The organism is Streptomyces sp. NPDC099050 (assembly GCF_044759865.1).
In the GTDB taxonomy this organism is placed as follows: domain Bacteria; phylum Actinomycetota; class Actinomycetes; order Streptomycetales; family Streptomycetaceae; genus Streptomyces.
This window is the reverse complement of the sequence record NZ_JBIWAE010000003.1, coordinates 429,755-448,635: the sequence shown is the minus strand read 5'-3', so window position 1 is coordinate 448,635 and position 18,881 is coordinate 429,755. Positions and strand designations below refer to the sequence as shown.

The window sequence follows — 18,881 nt, the reverse complement described above, 5'->3', positions numbered from 1 at the left end:
GCGGCCACTGTCGGCGCGGCCCCGTAGGGTTGGCACTGCTATGACGAAGCCCTCCCTCCCCGACCTGCTGCACGCCGCCGTCTCCGCCGTCGGCGGCACGGAGCGCCCCGGCCAGGTGGCCATGGCCGAAGCCGTCGCCGAAGCGATCGACGACAGTTCCCACCGCCTCATCCAGGCCGGTACCGGCACCGGTAAGTCCCTGGGCTACCTGGTGCCGGCCCTCGCGCACGGCGAGCGCGTGGTCGTGGCCACGGCGACGCTGGCCCTCCAGCGCCAGCTCGTCGAGCGCGACCTGCCCCGGACGGTGGAGGCGCTGCATCCGCAGCTCCGCCGCCGCCCGCAGTTCGCCATGCTCAAGGGCCGCTCCAATTACCTGTGCCTGCACCGTCTGCACGAGGGCGCCCCGCAGGACGAGGAGGAGGGCCTCTTCGACCAGTTCGAGGCGGCCACCCCGACGAGCAAGCTCGGGCAGGACCTGCTGCGGCTGCGCGACTGGGCGGACGAGACCGAGACGGGCGACCGCGACGATCTGACCCCGGGCGTCTCCGACAAGGCCTGGGCGCAGATCTCCGTCTCCTCCCGCGAGTGCCTGGGCGCGACGAAGTGCGCGTACGGCGCGGAGTGCTTCGCGGAGGCCGCCCGCGAGCGGGCCAAGCTCGCGGACGTGGTCGTCACCAACCACGCGCTCCTCGCCATCGACGCCATCGAGGGCGCCCCGGTCCTCCCGCAGCACGAGGTGCTGATCGTCGACGAGGCCCACGAGCTGGTGTCCCGGGTGACCGGGGTCGCCACGGGAGAGCTCACCCCGGGTCAGGTCAACCGAGCCGTGAAGCGTGCGGCGAAGCTGGTGGACGAGAAGACCGCCGACTCCCTGCAGACCGCGTCGGAGACCTTCGAACGGGTCATGGAGCTGGCCCTCCCCGGCCGGCTGGAGGAGATCCCCGAGGACCTCGGCTACGCGCTGATGGCCCTGCGGGACGCGTCGCGCAGCGTGATCTCCGCGATCGGCAACACGCGGGACAAGTCCGTCCACGACGAGGACGCCGTCCGCAAGCAGGCGCTCGCCGCGGTGGAGAGCGTGCACGGGGTGGCGGAGCGGATCACGGCCGGCTCCGAGTACGACGTGGTCTGGTACGAACGCCACGACCGCTTCGGAGCGACCCTCCGGGTGGCTCCGCTGTCGGTGTCGGGCTTGCTGCGCGAGAAGCTGTTCGCGGACCGCTCGGTGGTCCTGACCTCAGCGACCCTCAAGCTCGGCGGCGACTTCAACGGCGTCGCGGCATCCATGGGCCTGTCCCCGGAAGGGGTCGAGGGCGAGGACGTGCCGCAGTGGAAGGGCCTCGACGTCGGCTCGCCCTTCGACTACCCCAAGCAGGGCATCCTCTACGTCGCCAAGCACCTGGCCACCCCCGGCCGCGAGGGCACCCGGGGCGACATGATGGACGAGCTCGCGGAACTGATCGAGGCGGCCGGCGGCCGCACCCTCGGACTGTTCTCCTCCATGCGCGGGGCGAAGGCCGCCGCCGAGGAACTGCGAGGCCGGCTGGAGAACCCCATCCTGCTCCAGGGCGAGGAGACGCTCGGCGAGCTGATCAAGGCCTTCGCCGCCGATCCGAAGACCTGCCTGTTCGGGACCCTGTCGCTGTGGCAGGGCGTGGACGTTCCGGGGCCCAGCTGCCAGTTGGTGATCATGGACAGGATCCCGTTCCCGCGCCCCGACGACCCGCTGATGAGCGCCCGCCAGAAGGCGGTCGAAGAGCGCGGCGGGAACGGCTTCATGTCCGTCGCGGCGACGCACGCGGCCCTGCTCATGGCCCAGGGCGCGGGCCGGCTCGTACGGGCCACCGGAGACAAGGGCGTCGTGGCGGTCCTGGACCCCCGGCTGGCCACGGCCAGGTACGGGAGCTTCCTGAGGGCCACGCTGCCGGACTTCTGGTACACCACCGACCGCAACCAGGTCCGCCGCTCGCTGGCCGCCATCGACGCCGCGGCGACGGCCGAGGACAAGTAGAGGACAAGCAGAGGGCAAGCAGAGGCCGAAGGGACGTGTAAGGCGAAGCCCCAGAAGACACGAAGCAGCTCCGGGACCGGCGCAGTAGGTCCCGGAGCTGGATGGGGGCGCGGGCGATCAGAGCCGGCGCAGTACCGCTACGACCTTGCCGAGGATGGTGGCCTCGTCGCCGGGGATCGGCTGGTAGGCGGCGTTGTGCGGGAGCAGCCAGACATGGCCGTCCTCGCGCTTGAAGCGCTTGACCGTGGCCTCGCCTTCGAGCATGGCGGCGACGATGTCGCCGTTCTCCGCGACGGGCTGGCGGCGGACGGTCACCCAGTCGCCGTCACAGATCGCGGCCTCGATCATCGAGTCGCCCACGACCTTGAGGCAGAACAGTTCTCCGTCGCCCACGAGCTGGCGGGGGAGGGGGAACACGTCCTCCACCGACTCCTCGGCGAGGATCGGGCCACCGGCCGCGATCCGGCCGACCAGGGGCACGTACGAGGCTGCGGGCTTGCCCGTGGTGTCCGTGGGCTGCGAGCTGGGCTGGTCGGAGCCGCGGACCTCGTACGCCCGGGGGCGGTGGGGGTCGCGGCGCAGGAAGCCCTTGCGCTCCAGGGCCATCAGCTGGTGCGCGACCGAAGAGGTGCTGGACAGGCCGACCGCCTGGCCGATCTCCCGCATCGACGGCGGGTAGCCGCGCCGCTGCACCGAGTCGCGAATGACCTCGATGACCCTCCGCTGCCGGTCCGTGAGCCCGGAGCTGTCGGCGCGGATGCCTGGAGGTCGCCCTGGCAGCGAGCGTGCGGGGCGTACGGGCTCCGCCTCCGGGTTCAGACTTGCGTCATTCATGGCATGCACCGGCTCAAGTCGGCTCTGGGAGCGGTTCTGGGCAGTGATGGTGGCACTGACACTGTCTGCGGTGGTGGTCACGTCGGCCCCTCTCGAAATGTTCTCCCTAGCTGGACAACGGTAGTTGCTTTCGAAAGGTTGCGCCAAACACACGTTCGAGTGAAAAATCGGAGATCACCCACCGTGTTCACTTCGTGAGGTGTATATGCCGCCGACGGGCCGTCCGGGCCGAACGGGGGTTCGGCTCCGGAGCCGCTGCTTACGGTACCCTTCCGGGTCGGGTCGCCACCGTCCGGGTCTGCGCCCAGTGTGGCACCGCGAGGCCTGTCATCCGGCCATCGGACGCGGCGACACGCGGAGCGGTGTGAATCCACCACAACCCAAGATCTAGTGGTTGGATGAGCGCTGCCACCCAGAAGTTGTGGTCCTCGGTCTGCCGGGGTCCCCGACATCGCATATGCTTGTGGCTGCTTCGAGAGCCTCCGACAGAGCTTCCACTCTGCCGTTCAGGGGTCTCACGAGGTGATTCAGTCGTGCCAAGAGGAGGGTGAGGGAACCATGCACTGCCCCTTCTGCAGGCACCCCGACAGCCGTGTCGTCGACAGTCGCACCACCGACGACGGCACGTCGATCCGCCGGCGCCGCCAGTGCCCCGACTGCTCCCGTCGCTTCACGACGGTGGAGACGGCCTCACTGATGGTGATCAAGCGCAGCGGGGTGACCGAACCCTTCAGCCGTACCAAGGTCATCTCCGGCGTGCGCAAGGCGTGCCAGGGGCGGCCGGTCACCGAGGACGCCCTCGCCAAACTCGGCCAGCGAGTCGAGGAGGCGCTGCGCGCCACCGGGAGCGCCGAGCTGACCACCCACGACGTGGGTCTGGCCATACTCGGCCCGTTGCAGGACCTCGATCTGGTCGCGTACCTCCGGTTCGCGTCCGTTTACAAGGCGTTCGACACACTCGAAGACTTCGAGACCGCCATCGCGGAACTCCGCGTGCCGCGGCCTCACGAAGAGTGCGAGCCCGGTGGGACCGCTCCGGTCCCCGTGCCCGCCTCCGCCGCCGACTGACCGGCCTGCCCGTTCCCCGTCGCCTGCGCGTCGTGGAAGGGCCGGTGGGTCCGGCGAAGAAGACGTAGATACAAGACACACAGCACCGTGCCGCGGAATAGCGCTGGCACTTTAGGGCGTTTTGCCCGCATTGGGAGGAACGGCATGACAGAGACGGCGAGCAGCTCGGCACGAGGTTCCCGCGCCAGGGGCACCAAGACTGCCAAGAGCGGCCTGCGTATCGAGCGCATCCACACCACCCCGGGCGTGCACCCGTACGACGAGGTGACCTGGGCGCGCCGCGACGTCGTCATGACCAACTGGCGCGACGGCTCGGTCAACTTCGAGCAGTACGGCGTCGAGTTCCCCGACTTCTGGTCGGTGAACGCGGTCAACATCGTCACCAGCAAGTACTTCCGCGGTGCGGTCGGCAGCCCGCAGCGCGAGACCGGTCTGAGGCAGCTCATCGACCGGATCGTGAAGACGTACACGAAGGCCGGCGAGGACTTCGACTACTTCACGTCCCCCGCCGACGCGGAGATCTTCGAGCACGAGCTGACCTACGCGCTCCTGCACCAGATCTTCAGCTTCAACTCCCCGGTGTGGTTCAACGTCGGCACGCCCCAGCCGCAGCAGGTCTCCGCCTGCTTCATCCTGGCCGTCGACGACTCCATGGAGTCGATCCTCGACTGGTACAAGGAAGAGGGAATGATCTTCAAGGGCGGCTCCGGCGCCGGCCTGAACCTCTCCCGCATCCGCTCCTCCAAGGAGCTCCTCTCCTCCGGCGGCAACGCCTCCGGCCCGGTCTCCTTCATGCGCGGCGCCGACGCGTCCGCCGGAACGATCAAGTCGGGCGGCGCCACCCGCCGCGCGGCCAAGATGGTCGTCCTGGACGTGGACCACCCGGACGTCGAGGACTTCATCGCGACCAAGGTGAAGGAAGAGGAGAAGATCCGCGCCCTGCGCGACGCGGGCTTCGACATGGACCTGGGCGGCGACGACATCACGTCCGTCCAGTACCAGAACGCCAACAACTCCGTCCGCGTGAACGACGAGTTCATGACGGCCGTCGAGAACGGCACCGAGTTCGGCCTGCGCGCCCGCATGACCGGCGAGGTCATCGAGACGGTCGACGCGAAGTCGCTCTTCCGCAAGCTCGCCGAGGCCGCGTGGGCCTGCGCCGACCCGGGCATCCAGTACGACGGTGTGATCAACAACTGGCACACCTGCCCCGAGTCCGGCCGCATCACCGCGTCCAACCCGTGCAGCGAGTACATGCACCTGGACAACACGTCCTGCAACCTCGCCTCGCTGAACCTGATGAAGTTCCTCGACGACGACGGCAAGGGCAACCAGTCCTTCGACGCCGAGCGCTTCTCCAAGGTCGTCGAGCTGGTCATCACCGCGATGGACATCTCCATCTGCTTCGCGGACTTCCCGACGCAGAAGATCGGCGAGAACACCCGCGCCTTCCGCCAGCTGGGCATCGGCTACGCCAACCTCGGCGCCCTGCTGATGGCCACCGGCCACGCGTACGACTCCGACGGCGGCCGCACCCTCGCCGCGTCGATCACCTCGCTGATGACCGGTACCGCGTACAAGCGCTCCGCCGAGCTGGCCGCGATCGTCGGCCCGTACGACGGCTACGCCCGCAACGCCGAGTCGCACAAGCGCGTCATGAAGCAGCACGCCGACGCCAACGCCGTCGCGCCGCGCACCGAGGACCTGGACAGCATCATCTGGGCCGCGGCCACCGAGGCCTGGCAGGACGTGATCCGCCTCGGCGAGAAGAACGGCTTCCGCAACTCGCAGGCCTCCGTCCTCGCGCCGACCGGCACCATCGGTCTGGCGATGTCCTGCGACACCACCGGTGTCGAGCCGGACCTGGCCCTGGTCAAGTTCAAGAAGCTCGTCGGCGGCGGTTCGATGCAGATCGTCAACGGCACCGTGCCGCAGGCCCTGCGTCGCATGGGCTACCAGGAAGAGCAGATCGAGGCGATCGTCGCCCACATCGCCGAGCACGGCGTGGTCGTCGACGCCCCGGGCCTGAAGCAGGAGCACTACTCGGTCTTCGACTGCGCGATGGGCGAGCGTTCCATCTCCGCGATGGGCCACGTGCGCATGATGGCCGCGATCCAGCCCTGGATCTCCGGCGCGATCTCGAAGACGGTCAACATGCCGGAGACGGCGACCGTCGAGGAGATCGAGGAGATCTACTTCGAGGCGTGGAAGCTGGGCGTCAAGGCGCTCGCGATCTACCGCGACAACTGCAAGGTCGGTCAGCCCCTCTCCGCGAAGAAGAAGGAAGAGGAGAAGGCCGAGGTCACCGAGAAGGCCGAGGAGACCATCCGCACGGCGGTCGAGAAGGTCATCGAGTACCGCCCGGTCCGCAAGCGCCTCCCGAAGGGCCGTCCGGGGATCACCACCTCCTTCACGGTCGGTGGCGCCGAGGGCTACATGACCGCGAACTCCTACCCGGACGACGGTCTCGGCGAGGTCTTCCTGAAGATGTCCAAGCAGGGTTCGACCCTCGCGGGGATGATGGACGCCTTCTCGATCGCCGTCTCGGTCGGTCTGCAGTACGGCGTCCCGCTGGAGACGTACGTCGCGAAGTTCACGAACATGCGCTTCGAGCCGGCCGGCATGACGGACGACCCGGACGTGCGGATGGCGCAGTCGATCGTCGACTACATCTTCCGTCGCGTGGCGCTCGACTTCCTGCCCTTCGAGACCCGCTCCGCCCTCGGCATCCACTCCGCCGAGGAGCGTCAGCGCCACCTGGACACCGGTTCTTACGAGCCCCTCGACGAGGAGCTCGACACGGAGTCCCTGACCCCGGCCGCCCCGGTCGCCGCGGTCCAGACCGTCCCGGTCGTCAAGCCGGTCACGCTCGCCCCGGTCCCGGCCCCCAAGACGGCGCACTCCAGCGCCGAACTGGTCGAGATGCAGCTCGGCGTCTCCGCCGACGCCCCGCTCTGCTTCTCCTGCGGTACGAAGATGCAGCGCGCCGGCTCCTGCTACATCTGCGAGGGCTGCGGCTCCACCAGCGGCTGCAGCTGACACCACGGGTAGCCGTCGGCGCGGGGCGCGCCCGCGCGGACGGCTGACCAGCGGCTCATGAAGGGGACCGGCCATAGGCCGGTCCCCTTCGTCGTGTTCGTCCCCCTCGTCGTGTTCGTCGCGTCCTCGGCCCGGCGGTGATGCGGTCGCGCCGGGGTGGTGCCGTATTTAGCTAATTAGCTCATGTGCTAAAAAGGTCGCATGGCTGAGAACAGTGGGACCGACGACGAGGCCGGCGTCTTCCGGGCGCTCGCCGACCCCACGCGGCGTCAGATCCTGGAGGATCTGCGCGGCGGGGAGCTTGCGGCCGGGGAGATCTCCGGCCGGTTCACGATCAGCGCCCCGTCCGTGTCGCGGCACCTGGGGGTGCTGAAGGCGGCGGGGCTGGTGCGGGAGCGGCGCGACGGGAACCGGATCCTCTACACGCTCGTCGAGGAGCGGCTGGCCGCCTCCGTCGGGCGGTTCCTCAGCATGGTGTGCCCGGAGCAGATCGTGCTGCGGCACCAGCGGCGCAAGAACGAGTCGGGGGAGAGCACGGAATGATCGGTCTGAAGATCTCGAGCGTCATCGAGCGGCGGCTGCTCGTGAACTACCGGGTCGAGCCCGAGGTGGCGGCGGGACTGCTGCCGGCCGGGATGAGGCCGCAGCTCGCCGGCGGCTGGGCCGTCGCCGGGATCTGCCTGCTGCGGCTCGGGGACACCCGGCCGAGGTGGGCGCCGACCGGTACCGGGGTGCGCAGCGAGAACGCCGCGCACCGGATCTCCGTCGAATGGGACGGACCGGACGGGGTCGAGGCGGGCGTCTGGATCCCGCGCCGCGACAGCGGTTCCCGGCTCAACGTCCTGGCGGGCGGCCGACTGTTCCCCGGGGCGCACGGGGCGGCCGTCTTCGACGTACGGGAGACCCCGCAGGAGATCGGCGTCGCGTACGAGACCAAGGACGCCTCCACGCGGGTACGCGTCGCTGCGCGGGTCGTGGACGAGCTGCGCGGAAGCCGGCTGTTCGGCGACCTGGCCGAGGCCTCCGAGTTCTTCCGGCGGGGTGACCGCGGCTACTCGCCGGCCGGTGCCGAGGGACGGCTCGACGGCATGCAATTGCATACGGACGCGTGGCGGGTGGAGGCCACCGAGGTCACCCGCGCCGAGTCCTCCTTCTTCGAGGACCTCGAGCGCTTCCCGGCCGGCACGGCCCACTTTGACTGCGCCCTGCTGATGCGCGACGTACCCGTGGAGTGGCACCCGTTGGGCTCCGCCGCTGCTGCGGGGTGTGCCGCGCCGGCCGCGTGAGAGCGAGTTGGCGTCCGGGGCCGCCGCGCTGATCATTGTGCCGGGGCGATCGCGACCGGGGCGCCCCGTACGGGACGGCGCGGTGTGGGGGAGCAGCCATGTGGAACGGTGACGAGCTGGATCTGGACGCCTATCTGGCGAGGATCGGCTGGAGCGGCGGGGAACTCCGGGCGGACCTCGCGACGTTGAAGGCAGTACACCGGGCCCACGCCGGTGCGATCACCTTCGAGAGCCTGGACGTGCTGCTCGGCCGCCCCGTCGGGCTGGACGTCAAGGCGGTCGAGGACAAGCTCGTGCACGACCGCCGCGGCGGGTACTGCTACGAGCAGAACACCCTGCTGGCCGCCGCCCTGGAGCGGATCGGCTTCGAGGTCTCGGGACGCGGCGCCCGCAACCGCACCCGGGGGGACGCCCTGACCGCGGTGACGCACGCCGTCCTCGTCGTCACCGTCGAGGGGGAGCCGTGGCTCTGCGACGCCGGGTTCGGGTGGCAGGGGCCGCGCGAACCCGTGCCGCTGGCGCGCCCCGGCGCCGAAGTGCGGCAGGGGGAGTGGGTGTTCCGCGTCCGGGAGGAAGCGGACGGGGTCCTCGTACTGGGCGTACCGCGCGAGGGCGTCTGGCGGGACCTCTACGCCTTCTCCCCGCAGCCCTACCACCCCGTCGACTACGTGGTGCTGAACCACTACAGCTCCTCGCACCCCCGCTCCGCCTTCGTCAGCCGGGTCGTCGTCCAGAAGCAGGGCGACTCCGAGCGCCTGGCCCTCGTGGGGCGGGAGCTCTCCCGGCTGCTCCCCGGCGGACGGATCGAGCGCCGGGAGGTGCCCGCCGGGGAACTGCTCGCCCTGCTCGGCCGGGAGTTCGGGCTTCGGCTGTCCGAGCGGGACGCGGCCGAACTCCTTCGGATGTACCGCGCCGAGGACTGACCCGGGCCCCGCCGGGCCCGTACGATGGCGCAGTGCTGGTCAAGTGGATTCGCTGCACGGTGACGGACCGACGCGGGTTCGAGCGCGGGCAGCGCAAATGGGCCGGGCTCCCCGGCGAACCGGGATTCCGGGGGCAGGGCGGCGGCTGGAGCCGAGGTCGGCAGGGGGTGGCGCACGTCTTCACCTTCTGGGAGAGCCGTTCCTTCTACGATTCCTTCATGGCCCGCTCCCACGACCGGCTGGCCGCCTCGCAGAACGGCACCTACACCGACGCGCGGGTCACGCTCTTCGACCACCGCTTCGACGTGAAGACCGGCTTCGAACCGCGCTTCACCGACGCCGACGTCGTCCGGGTCGCCCACACCCGGGTGCGGGAGGGCCGCGTGGACCATTTCGCGCTCATGCAGGAGAAGGTCTGGAACCCGGCCATGGCGGGATCGCCCGGCATGGTCCGGGGCCTCTTCGGCGAGGCTCCGGGCCGCGAGTTCCTGGTGCTGTCGATGTGGCACGCGGCGGCCGAACACGGCAAGTACCGGCAGGAGCGCGTGGAGCGGCTGTCGCTGAGGGCCCAGATCCAGGCCGACGTGGAGGCCCTCACCGGGGACGTCGTCGACCTCGAACCGTCCTGGACGGTGTGACGGGGCCTGCCTGACGACCTGACTGTATGGCCGCCGGGTCCGACCGGCGAGCCCCGGTCGGTGTGCCCGGCGGTGGCCCAATAGGGTCGTGGGATGGTTCGACCACGGCGCATCGTCCTTGTCCGGCACGGGGAATCGGAGGGCAATGCCGACGACACGGTGTACGAGCGGGAGCCCGACCACGCCCTCCGGCTGACCCGCAACGGGCGCGAGCAGGCGGCTGAGGCCGGCGTGCTCCTGCGCGATCTCTTCGGGGACGAGCACGTCAGCGCGTACGTCTCCCCGTACCGCCGGACCCTGCAGACCTTCCGCGAGCTGCGCCTGGACCCCACGCGCGTACGGATGCGCGAGGAGCCGAGGCTGCGCGAGCAGGACTGGGGGAACTGGCAGGAGCGGGAGGAGGTACGGCTGCAGAAGGCCTACCGGGACGCCTACGGGCACTTCTTCTACCGCTTCGCGCAGGGGGAGTCGGGCGCGGACGTGTACGACCGGGTCGGGGCCTTCCTGGAAAGCCTCTACCGCAGCTTCGAGGCCCCGGACCACCCGGAGAACGTGCTGCTCGTGACCCACGGTCTGACGATGCGGCTGTTCTGCATGCGATGGTTCCACTGGTCCGTGGCCGAGTTCGAGGCCCTGTCCAACCCGGGGAACGGCGAGTACCGGGTGCTCATGCTTGGCTCCGACGGCCGCTACCGGATGGACCGCCCGTTTGAGCGGTGGACCACACCCGAGCCTTATGACCTGGACGGCTAGAGTGACGCGCGATGACCGCTGACTCCTCTCCCGAAGGGCGCTACGCACGCGCCATGGCCAGCCTCCGCGGGCTGGCCCTGGGCGACGCACTGGGCTCCCAGTACTTCGTCCCCGTGAACTACCCGCTGCTCAAGCGGCGCGAGCTGCCCCCGGGCAGCGATCCGTGGCAGTGGACCGACGACACCGAGATGGCCTGCTCGGTGGTGGCCGTGCTCGCCGGGCACGGCCGGGTGGACCAGGACGCGCTGGCCGCCTCCTTCGCCCACCACCACGACTTCGACCGCGGCTACGGGCCCGCCGTGAACCGGATGCTGCGCCTGATCCGCGAGGGCGCGGACTGGCGCACGCTCGCCGCGGAGCTGTTCAACGGCCAGGGCTCCTGGGGCAACGGAGCGGCCATGCGGGTCGCCCCGCTGGGCGCCTGGTACGCCGACGACCCGGAGCAGGCCACCCACCAGGCGGAGATCTCCGCCTACACCACCCACCAGCACCGCGAAGCGGTGTGCGGCGCGATGGCCGTGGCCGCCGCGGCCGCGCTGGCGGCCGATCCGGCCGGGCCGCCGAAGGCCGCGGACCTGCTGGACGGGGTGATCGCACTCGTCCCGCGGAGCGCGGTGGGCGCCGGGGTGCGGCGTGCGCGCGACATGCTCGACTACGGCGACGCGACCACCGTCGCCGCCGTACTGGGCTGCGGGCGGCGCACCAGCGCCCACGACACCGTGCCGTTCGCCCTGTGGTCGGCGGCGCGGGGTCTGGAGGACTACGAGCGGGCCTTCTGGACCACCGCCCAGGTGGGCGGGGACGTGGACACGACCTGCGCGATCGTCGGCGGGGTGCTGGGTGCACGCGGGGACGCGGTGCTGCCGGGGGCCTGGCTGGCCCGGACCGAGGCGCTGCCGGCCTGGCTGCCGGAGGCGGCGGGGTAGCAGCCCCCTTCCGTTTGTCACGGTCCTGCCACAGGCGTCTTTTGATCCTGTTCAAAACTGCATAGGGGCGGCCTACCCTGTCGGCTTCGCCTCCCCCGCCCGATGGCCGGGGAGGCCGGCAGGGGAGGGGAACCCGATGTCAGCAGGAAGCACCGGTGCGGAGAACGCCGGGACGGGGAGCGCCACGGAGGCGGGGGCCGCCACGGAGGCCGGGGCCCCCGGGGCCACGCCGCCCGCGCCGCCGGGGTGGGATCCCAAGGCCTGGCAGCGGCACCAAGTGCGCAAGGAACGCGCCGCCTCCGGTGCCTGGTCGATGGCCCCGCTCGCCTGGGCCGAGGCCGCGCGCCCGGCCGCCGTCGGACCGGTGCCGGCCGTCGTGCTGGGCGCCGTACTCGCCTCCGGCGTCGCCGTCTCCCTGCTCCTCGGCGAGGGGCTCGGCCCGGGTCTGCTCCTCGCCGTGCTGCCCGCGCTCGTAGCCGCCCACGCGGCCGCCCGTGCGGCCGGCCGCACGCTGCGTCCGTGGACCGCCCTCTGGGCGCTCGGCTGTCTCGCGCTGCTCGCCGTGCCCGCCCTGCGGGCCTCCGCCTGGCCGGCGGTGGCGGCCCTGTTCGCGGCCCTCCTGACCGGCGCCCTGGCCCTGCACGGAAGCCGGACCTGGCCCGGCATCCTGCTCGGCCCGGTCGGCCTCCTGGACTCGGCCGTCCTCGGGGTGCGCTGGGTCTGGCAGGGCCTGCGCTCGCGCGGTGAGGGGCGCCGGGAGCGGTTGCTGCCGGTGATGAAGGCCGTCGTGGTGGCGGTGGTCCTGCTGGCCCTGTTCGGCACCCTGTTCGCCTCCGCCGACGCCGCGTTCGCGGACCTGCTGAGCGGGCTCACCCCCGACATCAGCGGCATGGGCGGCCCGGTCCGCTTCCTGCTCTTCGCGCTCGGCCTCCTGGTCGCGATCGCCGTCGCCCGCGCGGGCGCCGCCCCGTCCCGCTGGGACCGGATCGAGGTGCGTCCAGGGAAGGCGCGCTCCCGGGTCGAGTGGGCCCTTCCGCTGATCGTGCTGAACCTGCTCTTCGCCGCGTTCAACGCCGTCCAGCTCGCCGTCCTCTTCGGCGGCTACCGCAAGGTCCTGGAGGCCACCGGCCTCACCTACGCCGCGTACGCGCGCCAGGGCTTCTGGCAGCTGCTCTGGGCCACCCTGCTCACCCTCGCCGTCATCGCGCTGGCCCTGCGCTGGGCCCCGCGCGGGGGAGCCGGCGACCGGCGGCTGGTGCGGGTCGTGCTCGGCACGCTCTGCGCGCTGACCCTGGTGGTCGTCGCCTCGGCGCTCCGCCGCATGGACCTGTACGTGGACGCGTACGGGCTGACCAGGCTGCGGCTGTCGGTCGCCGGTATGGAACTGTGGCTCGGGCTGGTGATCGTACTGATCATGGCCGGCGGGCTGTTCGGCGCGCGGTGGCTGCCCCGCGCGGTCGCGGGGAGCGCCCTGGCGGCCGTACTGGCCTTCGGGCTGATGTCCCCGGACGGGGTGATCGCGGAGGGCAACGTCACGCGGTACGAGCGGTCCGGCAAGATCGACCTGGCCTACTTCCAGTCGCTGTCGGCGGACGCGGTGCCCGCCCTGGACCGGCTGCCCGAGCCCCAACGTTCCTGCGCCCTGCGCGGGATCGCCAGGGACCTGGCGGCGGCGGGCCGCACCCCCTGGTACGCGACGAGCCTGGGGGAGCGCCGGGCCCGGGAGATCCTCGGCGGGCGCGGGGTGAGCGCCTCGTACGAGCAGTGCAGGACCCTGGGAACCTTCGGGAGCCGGATCGAGTACTAGCAGCCGACGCGACGGGCCCGGCGCGGAAGGTTCCCCCGCCGGGCCCCTCGTGCGGGACCGCGTGCTCCGGCGGCCGGGCCGGCCATGCGGCGGCTCCGTTCAGGGCCTCCAGGTGAGCGCGATGTTCACGATCGTCGCGTCGAGGACGACCATGAGCCGGCAGGCGGCGATGACGGTGAGCGCCACTCCCGGTCCAGGGCGCCCCCTCGGCCGGCGGCCGCCCCGGGGCCCAGGCGCGGAACTGAACTCGAACGGGCGATTCTCGATGCCGCGTTGGAGCAGCTGAGCACCACGGGCTGGAACGCGCTCACCACGGAAGGCGTCGTTGCGGGAGCGCAGACGGGCAAGGCCGCGCCGTACCGGCGCCGGCCCTCGAAGGCGGACCTCGTGGCCTATGCGCTGGGGACGCGATTTCCCCCGCTCGGCGTGATTCCGGACCTGGGGCCGGCGCGCGAGGACCTGTACGCGCTGTGCGTGCGGATGAGGGACGTGATGCGGTCGCGGGCGGGTCAGGTGCTGAGGGTCGTGCTTCACGAGTGCGATCACGGCCACGCGGAGCGGTTCCGCGACCTGGTCCGGGCCGGGCTGTAACAACCGGCGCACGTGTTGATCGGCGAGCCGGTGGACCGTGGAATCGCTTGGGGCGACGTCCGGCCGGACGCGACCGGCCCGCTGCTCGCCGAGGTCATCCCGGGGCTGATGGCGTAGCGCGCGAAGGTGTGCGGGAGCGAATGGGTGGACGCGGAAATCGCCGAGATGATCGACGCGGTGATGGCGCCGCCGCTCAGGGTGTGAGACGGACCGGGGTCGGTGGCGCGGCGCGGAAGTGGCCGCGGCGCGGCGGGGAGGGGGCGATGGCGCGGCGGGGAGGGGGCGGGGTGTGCAGGCGGCCCGGGGCGGCGTAACCTTGCTGGCGCCATGCCGTACGAAGCACCCACTCACACCGTCGAACGCTCCCTCCGAGCGACCACCGGCGCCAAGGTCATCGCCGGGGTCGACGAAGTCGGACGAGGGGCCTGGGCCGGTCCCGTCACCGTCTGCGCGGCGATCACCGGTCTGCGCCGGCCGCCCGCGGGACTCACCGACTCCAAACTGCTGACCCCCAAGCGCCGTGACGCGCTCGTCGGCGTCCTGGAGGACTGGGTCACCGCCTACGCCCTGGGTCACTCCTCCCCGGAGGAGATCGACGAACTCGGGATGACCGCCGCCCTGCGCCTCGCCGCGGTGCGCGCCCTGGAGGCGCTGCCCGTGCGGCCCGACGCGGTGATACTCGACGGCAAGCACGACTACCTCGGTGCGCCCTGGCGGGTCCGGACAGTGATCAAGGGCGACCAGTCCTGCGTCGCCGTCGCCGCGGCCTCGGTGATCGCCAAGGTCCGGCGCGACCGGATGATGGCCGAGATCGGTGAACAGGGCGGCGGGATCGCGGACTTCGCCTTCGCCGCCAACGCCGGATACCCCTCGCCCGTGCACCGGGCGGCACTGGAGGAGCAGGGTCCGACCGCGCACCACCGGCTCTCCTGGTCCTACCTCGACGCGCTGCCCCGCTGGAGCCACCTCAAGAAGGTGCGCCGCAGCGAGGAAGCGATGGAGCTGGAAAACGGAGGCCAACTCGGCTTCGATTTCTGATCGCACGCAGGTGCCACCAACCGGTACGTTTCGCACCGGTGTTTGATAAATATCAGTTCATGCCTCTCACCCCCGCCCCCGAGGAGCCTCAGATTCACGAGAGTGCCCAGGGTCCCCGCGTCACGCCGGCCGCGAGCCGCAGCGCGCAGACCCCCCGTCCCGTCCCCGGTCCCCGTCCCGCCCCCAGGCCCGCGCCGCCCGCCCCGCGGAAGCCGCAGGCCGCCCGCGGTCCCGTGGCCTCCACCACCCCCTCGGTCTCGGCGTCCGTGCCGCAGGTCCAGCTGATCCCGGCCTCCGCCGAGGGTGCGCTGGACGCGGCCGAAGAGGCCGTCGACCTGCTGCTCGACACCGGGCGCGCGCCCGGTGACATCCTGGTGCTCACCACCGGCGACCCGCACCCGTGGGCCGCGCACGAGCTGTCCTTCGGCGAGGCCGCCTATTGGGCCCTGCACGATGCCGGGGACGACGTCTTCTACGCCGACGCGGCGCAGGCGCAGCGCGCGGCCGGCCGTCCCGTCGTGGTCTTCGCGGTCAACGGCGGACCGGTCGACGCCGCCGCCGGAGCCCTGCCGGTCGCTCTCGCGCGAGCCGGTGCGATCCTGATCGTGTGCGGCGAGCCGCAGCAGATCAACTCCGTGCTGGGGGCGGGCGTCTGACGCCCCGTACTCCCGCACGGTCGAGGGGCGGGGCGGGCTGCTAGCCGGCCCTGCCGAAGTCCGAGGCCTGACCAGCCGTACGCCCGTTCCGGGTGTACGGCCGTTGGTCGTTCCCCCGGACTCAGCGTGCGGCGGTGCGGCGCAGGGCCTCCGTGGCTCCGCCGCCGCCGCGCAGGGCGAGCGGGGCGAACTCGGAGGGCACATCGCCGAGGCGCTCGGGCCGGGAGTCCGAACTGGGACTCCGGCCGCCGCGGCCCTCGCCCAGCACCTGCCAGCCGCCCCGGGTCAGCGTGATGTACGCGCCGCAGCGCAGCCCGTGCAGGGTGCAGGCGTCCCGCAGGCCCCACATCCAGGCCCCGTCCTCCTCGGTCCAGCGCTCGTCGCCGTCGCGGCAGAACAACAGCACGGCGGTCCGTACCGGGGTTCGTCGGCGCAGGTCGTGCGGGATGACCCGGCGCAGCCGGGAGAGCAGGGCGTTGCGGTACTCCCAGCCGTCGGCCGCGGTGGAGCGCTGGACGAATGAGGCGCTGGCCACGAGCCGCTCCTCGGGCCCGAGCACGGCGATCACCGCCGTGAACGGGACGGGACTGTGCCGCGAGTGCAGTCCGCTGACGACCTCGCGCGGATTGCGCAGCAGGGGGACGCCCGACGCCGTCCACTCGGAGGGTTCCAGCAGTCTGCCGTGCCGGCTGGCGCCGCCGGTGGCCGTGGTCAGGGACGTGGTCGAGGGCGGGGCGAATCCGAAGGTCACTGTCCTCCCTTCGGGTACACGCCCGCGAACGGGCACAGCTGGGGTGCGGGCGCGCCGCGGCACGGCCCGGAAGAGCGCCGTCGAGCCGAGCGGGAGCAACACAATTCTCGCGTGGCCCGTGAGCATGCGGCAACGAGCAATTGGAGCCGCCGACCGGAATTCGCCGGAATGCCGTTCATATCCTTGCCCCGCCACGCCGAAGATGACTCATTCGGACGAGGCCGGAGCGCGGGCACCAGGGGAAACACCGCCCTGGCGGCCGCCCGCCGTCAGTGGTCGCGCGGGCGGCCGGACGGCTTGTGGGCCGCGCGGCACGCCGGGTGAATTGGCCGATTGTCCTAGGCATCGGGTTGCATGGGGGCATGGACAACCTGGAGCTCCGCGCTGAAGCCGATGCCATCCTCGCTGAGCTGGTCGGTGCCCCGGGGGGTGCGGCGCGGCTGCGGGAGGACCAGTGGCAGGCGGTGTCGGCCCTGGTGGAGGAGCGCCGGCGGGCGCTGGTGGTGCAGCGTACGGGGTGGGGCAAGTCCGCGGTCTACTTCGTGGCGACGGCCCTGCTGCGCCGTCGCGGCGCGGGCCCGACGGTGATCATCTCGCCGCTCCTCGCGCTGATGCGCAACCAGGTCGACGCGGCGGCGCGGGCCGGAATCCAGGCGCGGACGATCAACTCGGCCAACCCGGAGGAGTGGGAGACGATCTACGGGGAGGTCGAGCGGGGCGAGACCGACGTCCTCCTGGTGAGTCCGGAGCGCCTCAACTCGGTGGACTTCCGGGAGCAGGTCCTGCCCAAGCTCGCGGCCACGACCGGCCTGCTGGTGGTCGACGAGGCCCACTGCATCTCCGACTGGGGCCACGATTTCCGCCCCGACTACCGCCGGCTGCGCACCATGCTCGCCGAGCTCGCCCCGGGCGTGCCCGTGCTCGCCACCACCGCGACGGCCAACGCACGGGTCACGGCGGACGTGGCCGAGCAGCTGGGCACGGGAGGCGGCGGCGCCCTGGTCCTGCGCGGCCCGCTCGACCGGGAGAGCCTGCGCCTCGGCGTGCTGGAGCTGCCGAACGCGGCGCACCGGCTGGCGTGGCTGGGGGAGCGGCTGGGGGATCTGCCGGGCTCGGGGATCATCTACACGCTGACGGTGGCCGCCGCCGAAGAGGTCGCGGCGTTCCTGCGGCAGCGCGGGTATCCGGTGGCTTCCTACACCGGGAAGACGGAGAACGCCGATCGGCTGCAGGCCGAGGAGGATCTGCTCGCGAACCGGGTGAAGGCCCTGGTGGCGACCTCCGCGCTGGGCATGGGCTTCGACAAGCCGGACCTCGGGTTCGTGGTGCACCTGGGCTCACCCTCGTCCCCGATCGCCTACTACCAGCAGGTCGGGCGTGCGGGGCGCGGGGTGGACCACGCCGACGTGCTGCTGCTGCCGGGGCGGGAGGACGAGGCGATCTGGGCGTACTTCGCTTCGGTGGGGTTCCCGCCCGAGGAGCAGGTGCGGCGGACCCTGGACGTGCTGGAGCAGGCGGGCCGGCCGTTGTCGCTGCCGGCGCTGGAGCCCTTGGTGGACCTGCGGCGTTCGAGGCTGGAGACGATGCTCAAGGTCCTGGACGTGGACGGCGCGGTCAAGCGCGTCAAGGGAGGCTGGACCTCCACCGGGCAGCCCTGGGAGTACGACGCGCAGCGCTACGAGTGGGTGGCCCGGCAGCGGCAGGCGGAGCAGCAGGCCATGCGGGACTACGTGGCGACCACGGGATGCCGCATGGAGTTCCTGCAGCGGCAGCTCGACGACGAGAAGGCCACCCCGTGCGGCCGCTGCGACTCCTGCGCCGGGCCCTGGCTCGACCCCGCGGTGTCCCACGGGGCCCTCGACGCGGCGACCGGTGAGCTGGACCGCCCGGGAGTCGAGGTCGAGCCCCGCCGGATGTGGCCCTCGGGCATGCCCGCGGTCGGCGTCGACCTCAAGGGCCGCATCCCCGTCGGCCAGCAGGCCGCCACGGGGCGGGCGCTGGGCCGGCTGTCGGACATCGGCTGGGGCAACCGCCTGCGTCCGCTGCTGGCGGAGCGGGCCGCGGACGGGCCGGTCCCGGACGACGTACTGGCGGCCGTGGTGACGGTGGTGGCCGACTGGGCCCGCTCCCCGGGCGGCTGGGCCAGCGGCTCGACCGGCGCGATGGCCCGGCCCGTGGGGATCGTGGCCATGCCCTCCCGCTCCCGCCCGTTGCTGGTGGGCTCGGTCGCCGAGGGCCTGGCCCGGGTCGGCCGGCTCCCGCTGCTGGGCAGCCTCGCCTACACCCCGCAGGCCGGCGAGTACGGCGCGCACCGCAGCAACTCCGCCCAGCGGCTGCGCGCCCTGGCCGCCTCCTTCGCCGTGCCCGAGGAGCTCGCGGCCGCCCTGGCCGCCACCCCGGGACCGGTCCTGCTCGTCGACGACTACGCCGATTCCGGCTGGACCCTGGCCGTGGGCGCCCGTCTCCTGCGTCAGAGCGGGGCCGAGCAGGTGCTCCCCCTAACCCTCGCACTGGCGGGGTGAGAGCGCCTCGACCGCCCCGCTAATGGGGGCGGTCCGTG

At 72.0% G+C, this 18,881-nt stretch carries 16 protein-coding genes; 14 read left to right on the top strand and 2 right to left on the bottom strand.

The window, feature by feature from the left end:
- Positions 1-40: 40 nt before the first annotated feature.
- A complete protein-coding gene (locus ACIQV3_RS07755) occupies positions 41-2,011 on the top strand; it encodes an ATP-dependent DNA helicase (RefSeq protein ID WP_403710768.1) in 1,971 nt (656 codons plus the stop codon).
- A 117-nt stretch (positions 2,012-2,128) separates the two neighbouring features.
- Here ACIQV3_RS07755 and lexA read toward each other — a convergent pair whose 3' ends face one another.
- Positions 2,129-2,926, bottom strand: a complete 798-nt coding sequence (lexA, locus tag ACIQV3_RS07750; RefSeq protein WP_403710766.1) for a transcriptional repressor LexA — start codon at positions 2,924-2,926, stop codon at positions 2,129-2,131.
- A 477-nt stretch (positions 2,927-3,403) separates the two neighbouring features.
- On the opposite strand from lexA, the gene nrdR reads away from it, so the two are divergent.
- The 12 genes from nrdR (at position 3,404) to ACIQV3_RS07690 (ending at position 15,570) form a co-directional block, all read left to right on the top strand.
- Positions 3,404-3,913 carry a transcriptional regulator NrdR gene (gene nrdR / locus ACIQV3_RS07745; RefSeq protein WP_250748823.1) on the top strand — a complete coding sequence of 170 codons (510 nt, stop codon included), beginning with the start codon at positions 3,404-3,406 and terminating at the stop codon, positions 3,911-3,913.
- Between the two features lie 144 nt (positions 3,914-4,057).
- Positions 4,058-6,952, top strand: a complete 2,895-nt coding sequence (locus ACIQV3_RS07740) for a vitamin B12-dependent ribonucleotide reductase (protein ID WP_403710764.1) — start codon at positions 4,058-4,060, stop codon at positions 6,950-6,952.
- 201 nt (positions 6,953-7,153) lie between these two features.
- On the top strand, positions 7,154-7,495 hold the full coding sequence (locus tag ACIQV3_RS07735; protein ID WP_403710762.1) for a metalloregulator ArsR/SmtB family transcription factor: 342 nt from the start codon (positions 7,154-7,156) through the stop codon (positions 7,493-7,495).
- Positions 7,492-8,238 carry a DUF2071 domain-containing protein gene (locus ACIQV3_RS07730; RefSeq protein WP_403710760.1) on the top strand — a complete coding sequence of 249 codons (747 nt, stop codon included), beginning with the start codon at positions 7,492-7,494 and terminating at the stop codon, positions 8,236-8,238. The genes ACIQV3_RS07735 and ACIQV3_RS07730 overlap by 4 nt, the downstream gene beginning before the upstream one ends.
- A 98-nt stretch (positions 8,239-8,336) precedes the next feature.
- Positions 8,337-9,161, top strand: coding sequence for an arylamine N-acetyltransferase (locus ACIQV3_RS07725; RefSeq protein WP_403710758.1), 825 nt, complete (start codon positions 8,337-8,339; stop codon positions 9,159-9,161).
- A 32-nt stretch (positions 9,162-9,193) separates the two neighbouring features.
- On the top strand, positions 9,194-9,799 hold the full coding sequence (locus ACIQV3_RS07720; protein WP_250748831.1) for a YdbC family protein: 606 nt from the start codon (positions 9,194-9,196) through the stop codon (positions 9,797-9,799).
- 93 nt (positions 9,800-9,892) lie between these two features.
- Positions 9,893-10,552 (top strand): histidine phosphatase family protein, encoded by a 660-nt coding sequence (locus tag ACIQV3_RS07715; RefSeq protein WP_403710756.1) that lies wholly within the window; start codon positions 9,893-9,895, stop codon positions 10,550-10,552.
- An 11-nt stretch (positions 10,553-10,563) separates the two neighbouring features.
- Positions 10,564-11,478 (top strand): ADP-ribosylglycohydrolase family protein, encoded by a 915-nt coding sequence (locus tag ACIQV3_RS07710; protein WP_403710754.1) that lies wholly within the window; start codon positions 10,564-10,566, stop codon positions 11,476-11,478.
- Positions 11,479-11,614: 136 nt separating this feature from the next.
- Positions 11,615-13,285 carry a DUF4173 domain-containing protein gene (locus tag ACIQV3_RS07705; protein ID WP_403710752.1) on the top strand — a complete coding sequence of 557 codons (1,671 nt, stop codon included), beginning with the start codon at positions 11,615-11,617 and terminating at the stop codon, positions 13,283-13,285.
- A 258-nt stretch (positions 13,286-13,543) separates the two neighbouring features.
- Positions 13,544-13,876 (top strand): helix-turn-helix domain-containing protein, encoded by a 333-nt coding sequence (locus ACIQV3_RS07700; protein WP_403710883.1) that lies wholly within the window; start codon positions 13,544-13,546, stop codon positions 13,874-13,876.
- 327 nt (positions 13,877-14,203) lie between these two features.
- Complete coding sequence (locus ACIQV3_RS07695) at positions 14,204-14,914, top strand: ribonuclease HII (protein WP_403710750.1); 711 nt, start codon at positions 14,204-14,206, stop codon at positions 14,912-14,914.
- A gap of 59 nt (positions 14,915-14,973) precedes the next feature.
- Positions 14,974-15,570, top strand: coding sequence for a hypothetical protein (locus ACIQV3_RS07690; RefSeq protein ID WP_403710748.1), 597 nt, complete (start codon positions 14,974-14,976; stop codon positions 15,568-15,570).
- A 121-nt stretch (positions 15,571-15,691) separates the two neighbouring features.
- Here ACIQV3_RS07690 and ACIQV3_RS07685 read toward each other — a convergent pair whose 3' ends face one another.
- Positions 15,692-16,321 carry a hypothetical protein gene (locus ACIQV3_RS07685; protein WP_403710746.1) on the bottom strand — a complete coding sequence of 210 codons (630 nt, stop codon included), beginning with the start codon at positions 16,319-16,321 and terminating at the stop codon, positions 15,692-15,694.
- Between the two features lie 362 nt (positions 16,322-16,683).
- On the opposite strand from ACIQV3_RS07685, the gene ACIQV3_RS07680 reads away from it, so the two are divergent.
- A complete protein-coding gene (locus ACIQV3_RS07680) occupies positions 16,684-18,843 on the top strand; it encodes a RecQ family ATP-dependent DNA helicase (RefSeq protein WP_403710744.1) in 2,160 nt (719 codons plus the stop codon).
- Positions 18,844-18,881 lie beyond the last annotated feature (38 nt).

Excerpts from the sequence above, each read along its gene's own strand:
- ACIQV3_RS07755 (WP_403710768.1), top strand. The coding sequence starts at position 41 with ATGACGAAGCCCTCCCTCCCCGACCTGCTGCACGCCGCCGTCTCCGCC.
- nrdR (WP_250748823.1), top strand. The coding sequence starts at position 3,404 with ATGCACTGCCCCTTCTGCAGGCACCCCGACAGCCGTGTCGTCGACAGT.
- ACIQV3_RS07740 (WP_403710764.1), top strand. The coding sequence starts at position 4,058 with ATGACAGAGACGGCGAGCAGCTCGGCACGAGGTTCCCGCGCCAGGGGC.
- ACIQV3_RS07735 (WP_403710762.1), top strand. The coding sequence starts at position 7,154 with ATGGCTGAGAACAGTGGGACCGACGACGAGGCCGGCGTCTTCCGGGCG.
- ACIQV3_RS07730 (WP_403710760.1), top strand. The coding sequence starts at position 7,492 with ATGATCGGTCTGAAGATCTCGAGCGTCATCGAGCGGCGGCTGCTCGTG.
- ACIQV3_RS07725 (WP_403710758.1), top strand. The coding sequence starts at position 8,337 with ATGTGGAACGGTGACGAGCTGGATCTGGACGCCTATCTGGCGAGGATC.
- ACIQV3_RS07715 (WP_403710756.1), top strand. The coding sequence starts at position 9,893 with ATGGTTCGACCACGGCGCATCGTCCTTGTCCGGCACGGGGAATCGGAG.
- ACIQV3_RS07710 (WP_403710754.1), top strand. The coding sequence starts at position 10,564 with ATGACCGCTGACTCCTCTCCCGAAGGGCGCTACGCACGCGCCATGGCC.
- ACIQV3_RS07705 (WP_403710752.1), top strand. The coding sequence starts at position 11,615 with ATGTCAGCAGGAAGCACCGGTGCGGAGAACGCCGGGACGGGGAGCGCC.
- ACIQV3_RS07695 (WP_403710750.1), top strand. The coding sequence starts at position 14,204 with ATGCCGTACGAAGCACCCACTCACACCGTCGAACGCTCCCTCCGAGCG.
- ACIQV3_RS07690 (WP_403710748.1), top strand. The coding sequence starts at position 14,974 with ATGCCTCTCACCCCCGCCCCCGAGGAGCCTCAGATTCACGAGAGTGCC.
- ACIQV3_RS07680 (WP_403710744.1), top strand. The coding sequence starts at position 16,684 with ATGGACAACCTGGAGCTCCGCGCTGAAGCCGATGCCATCCTCGCTGAG.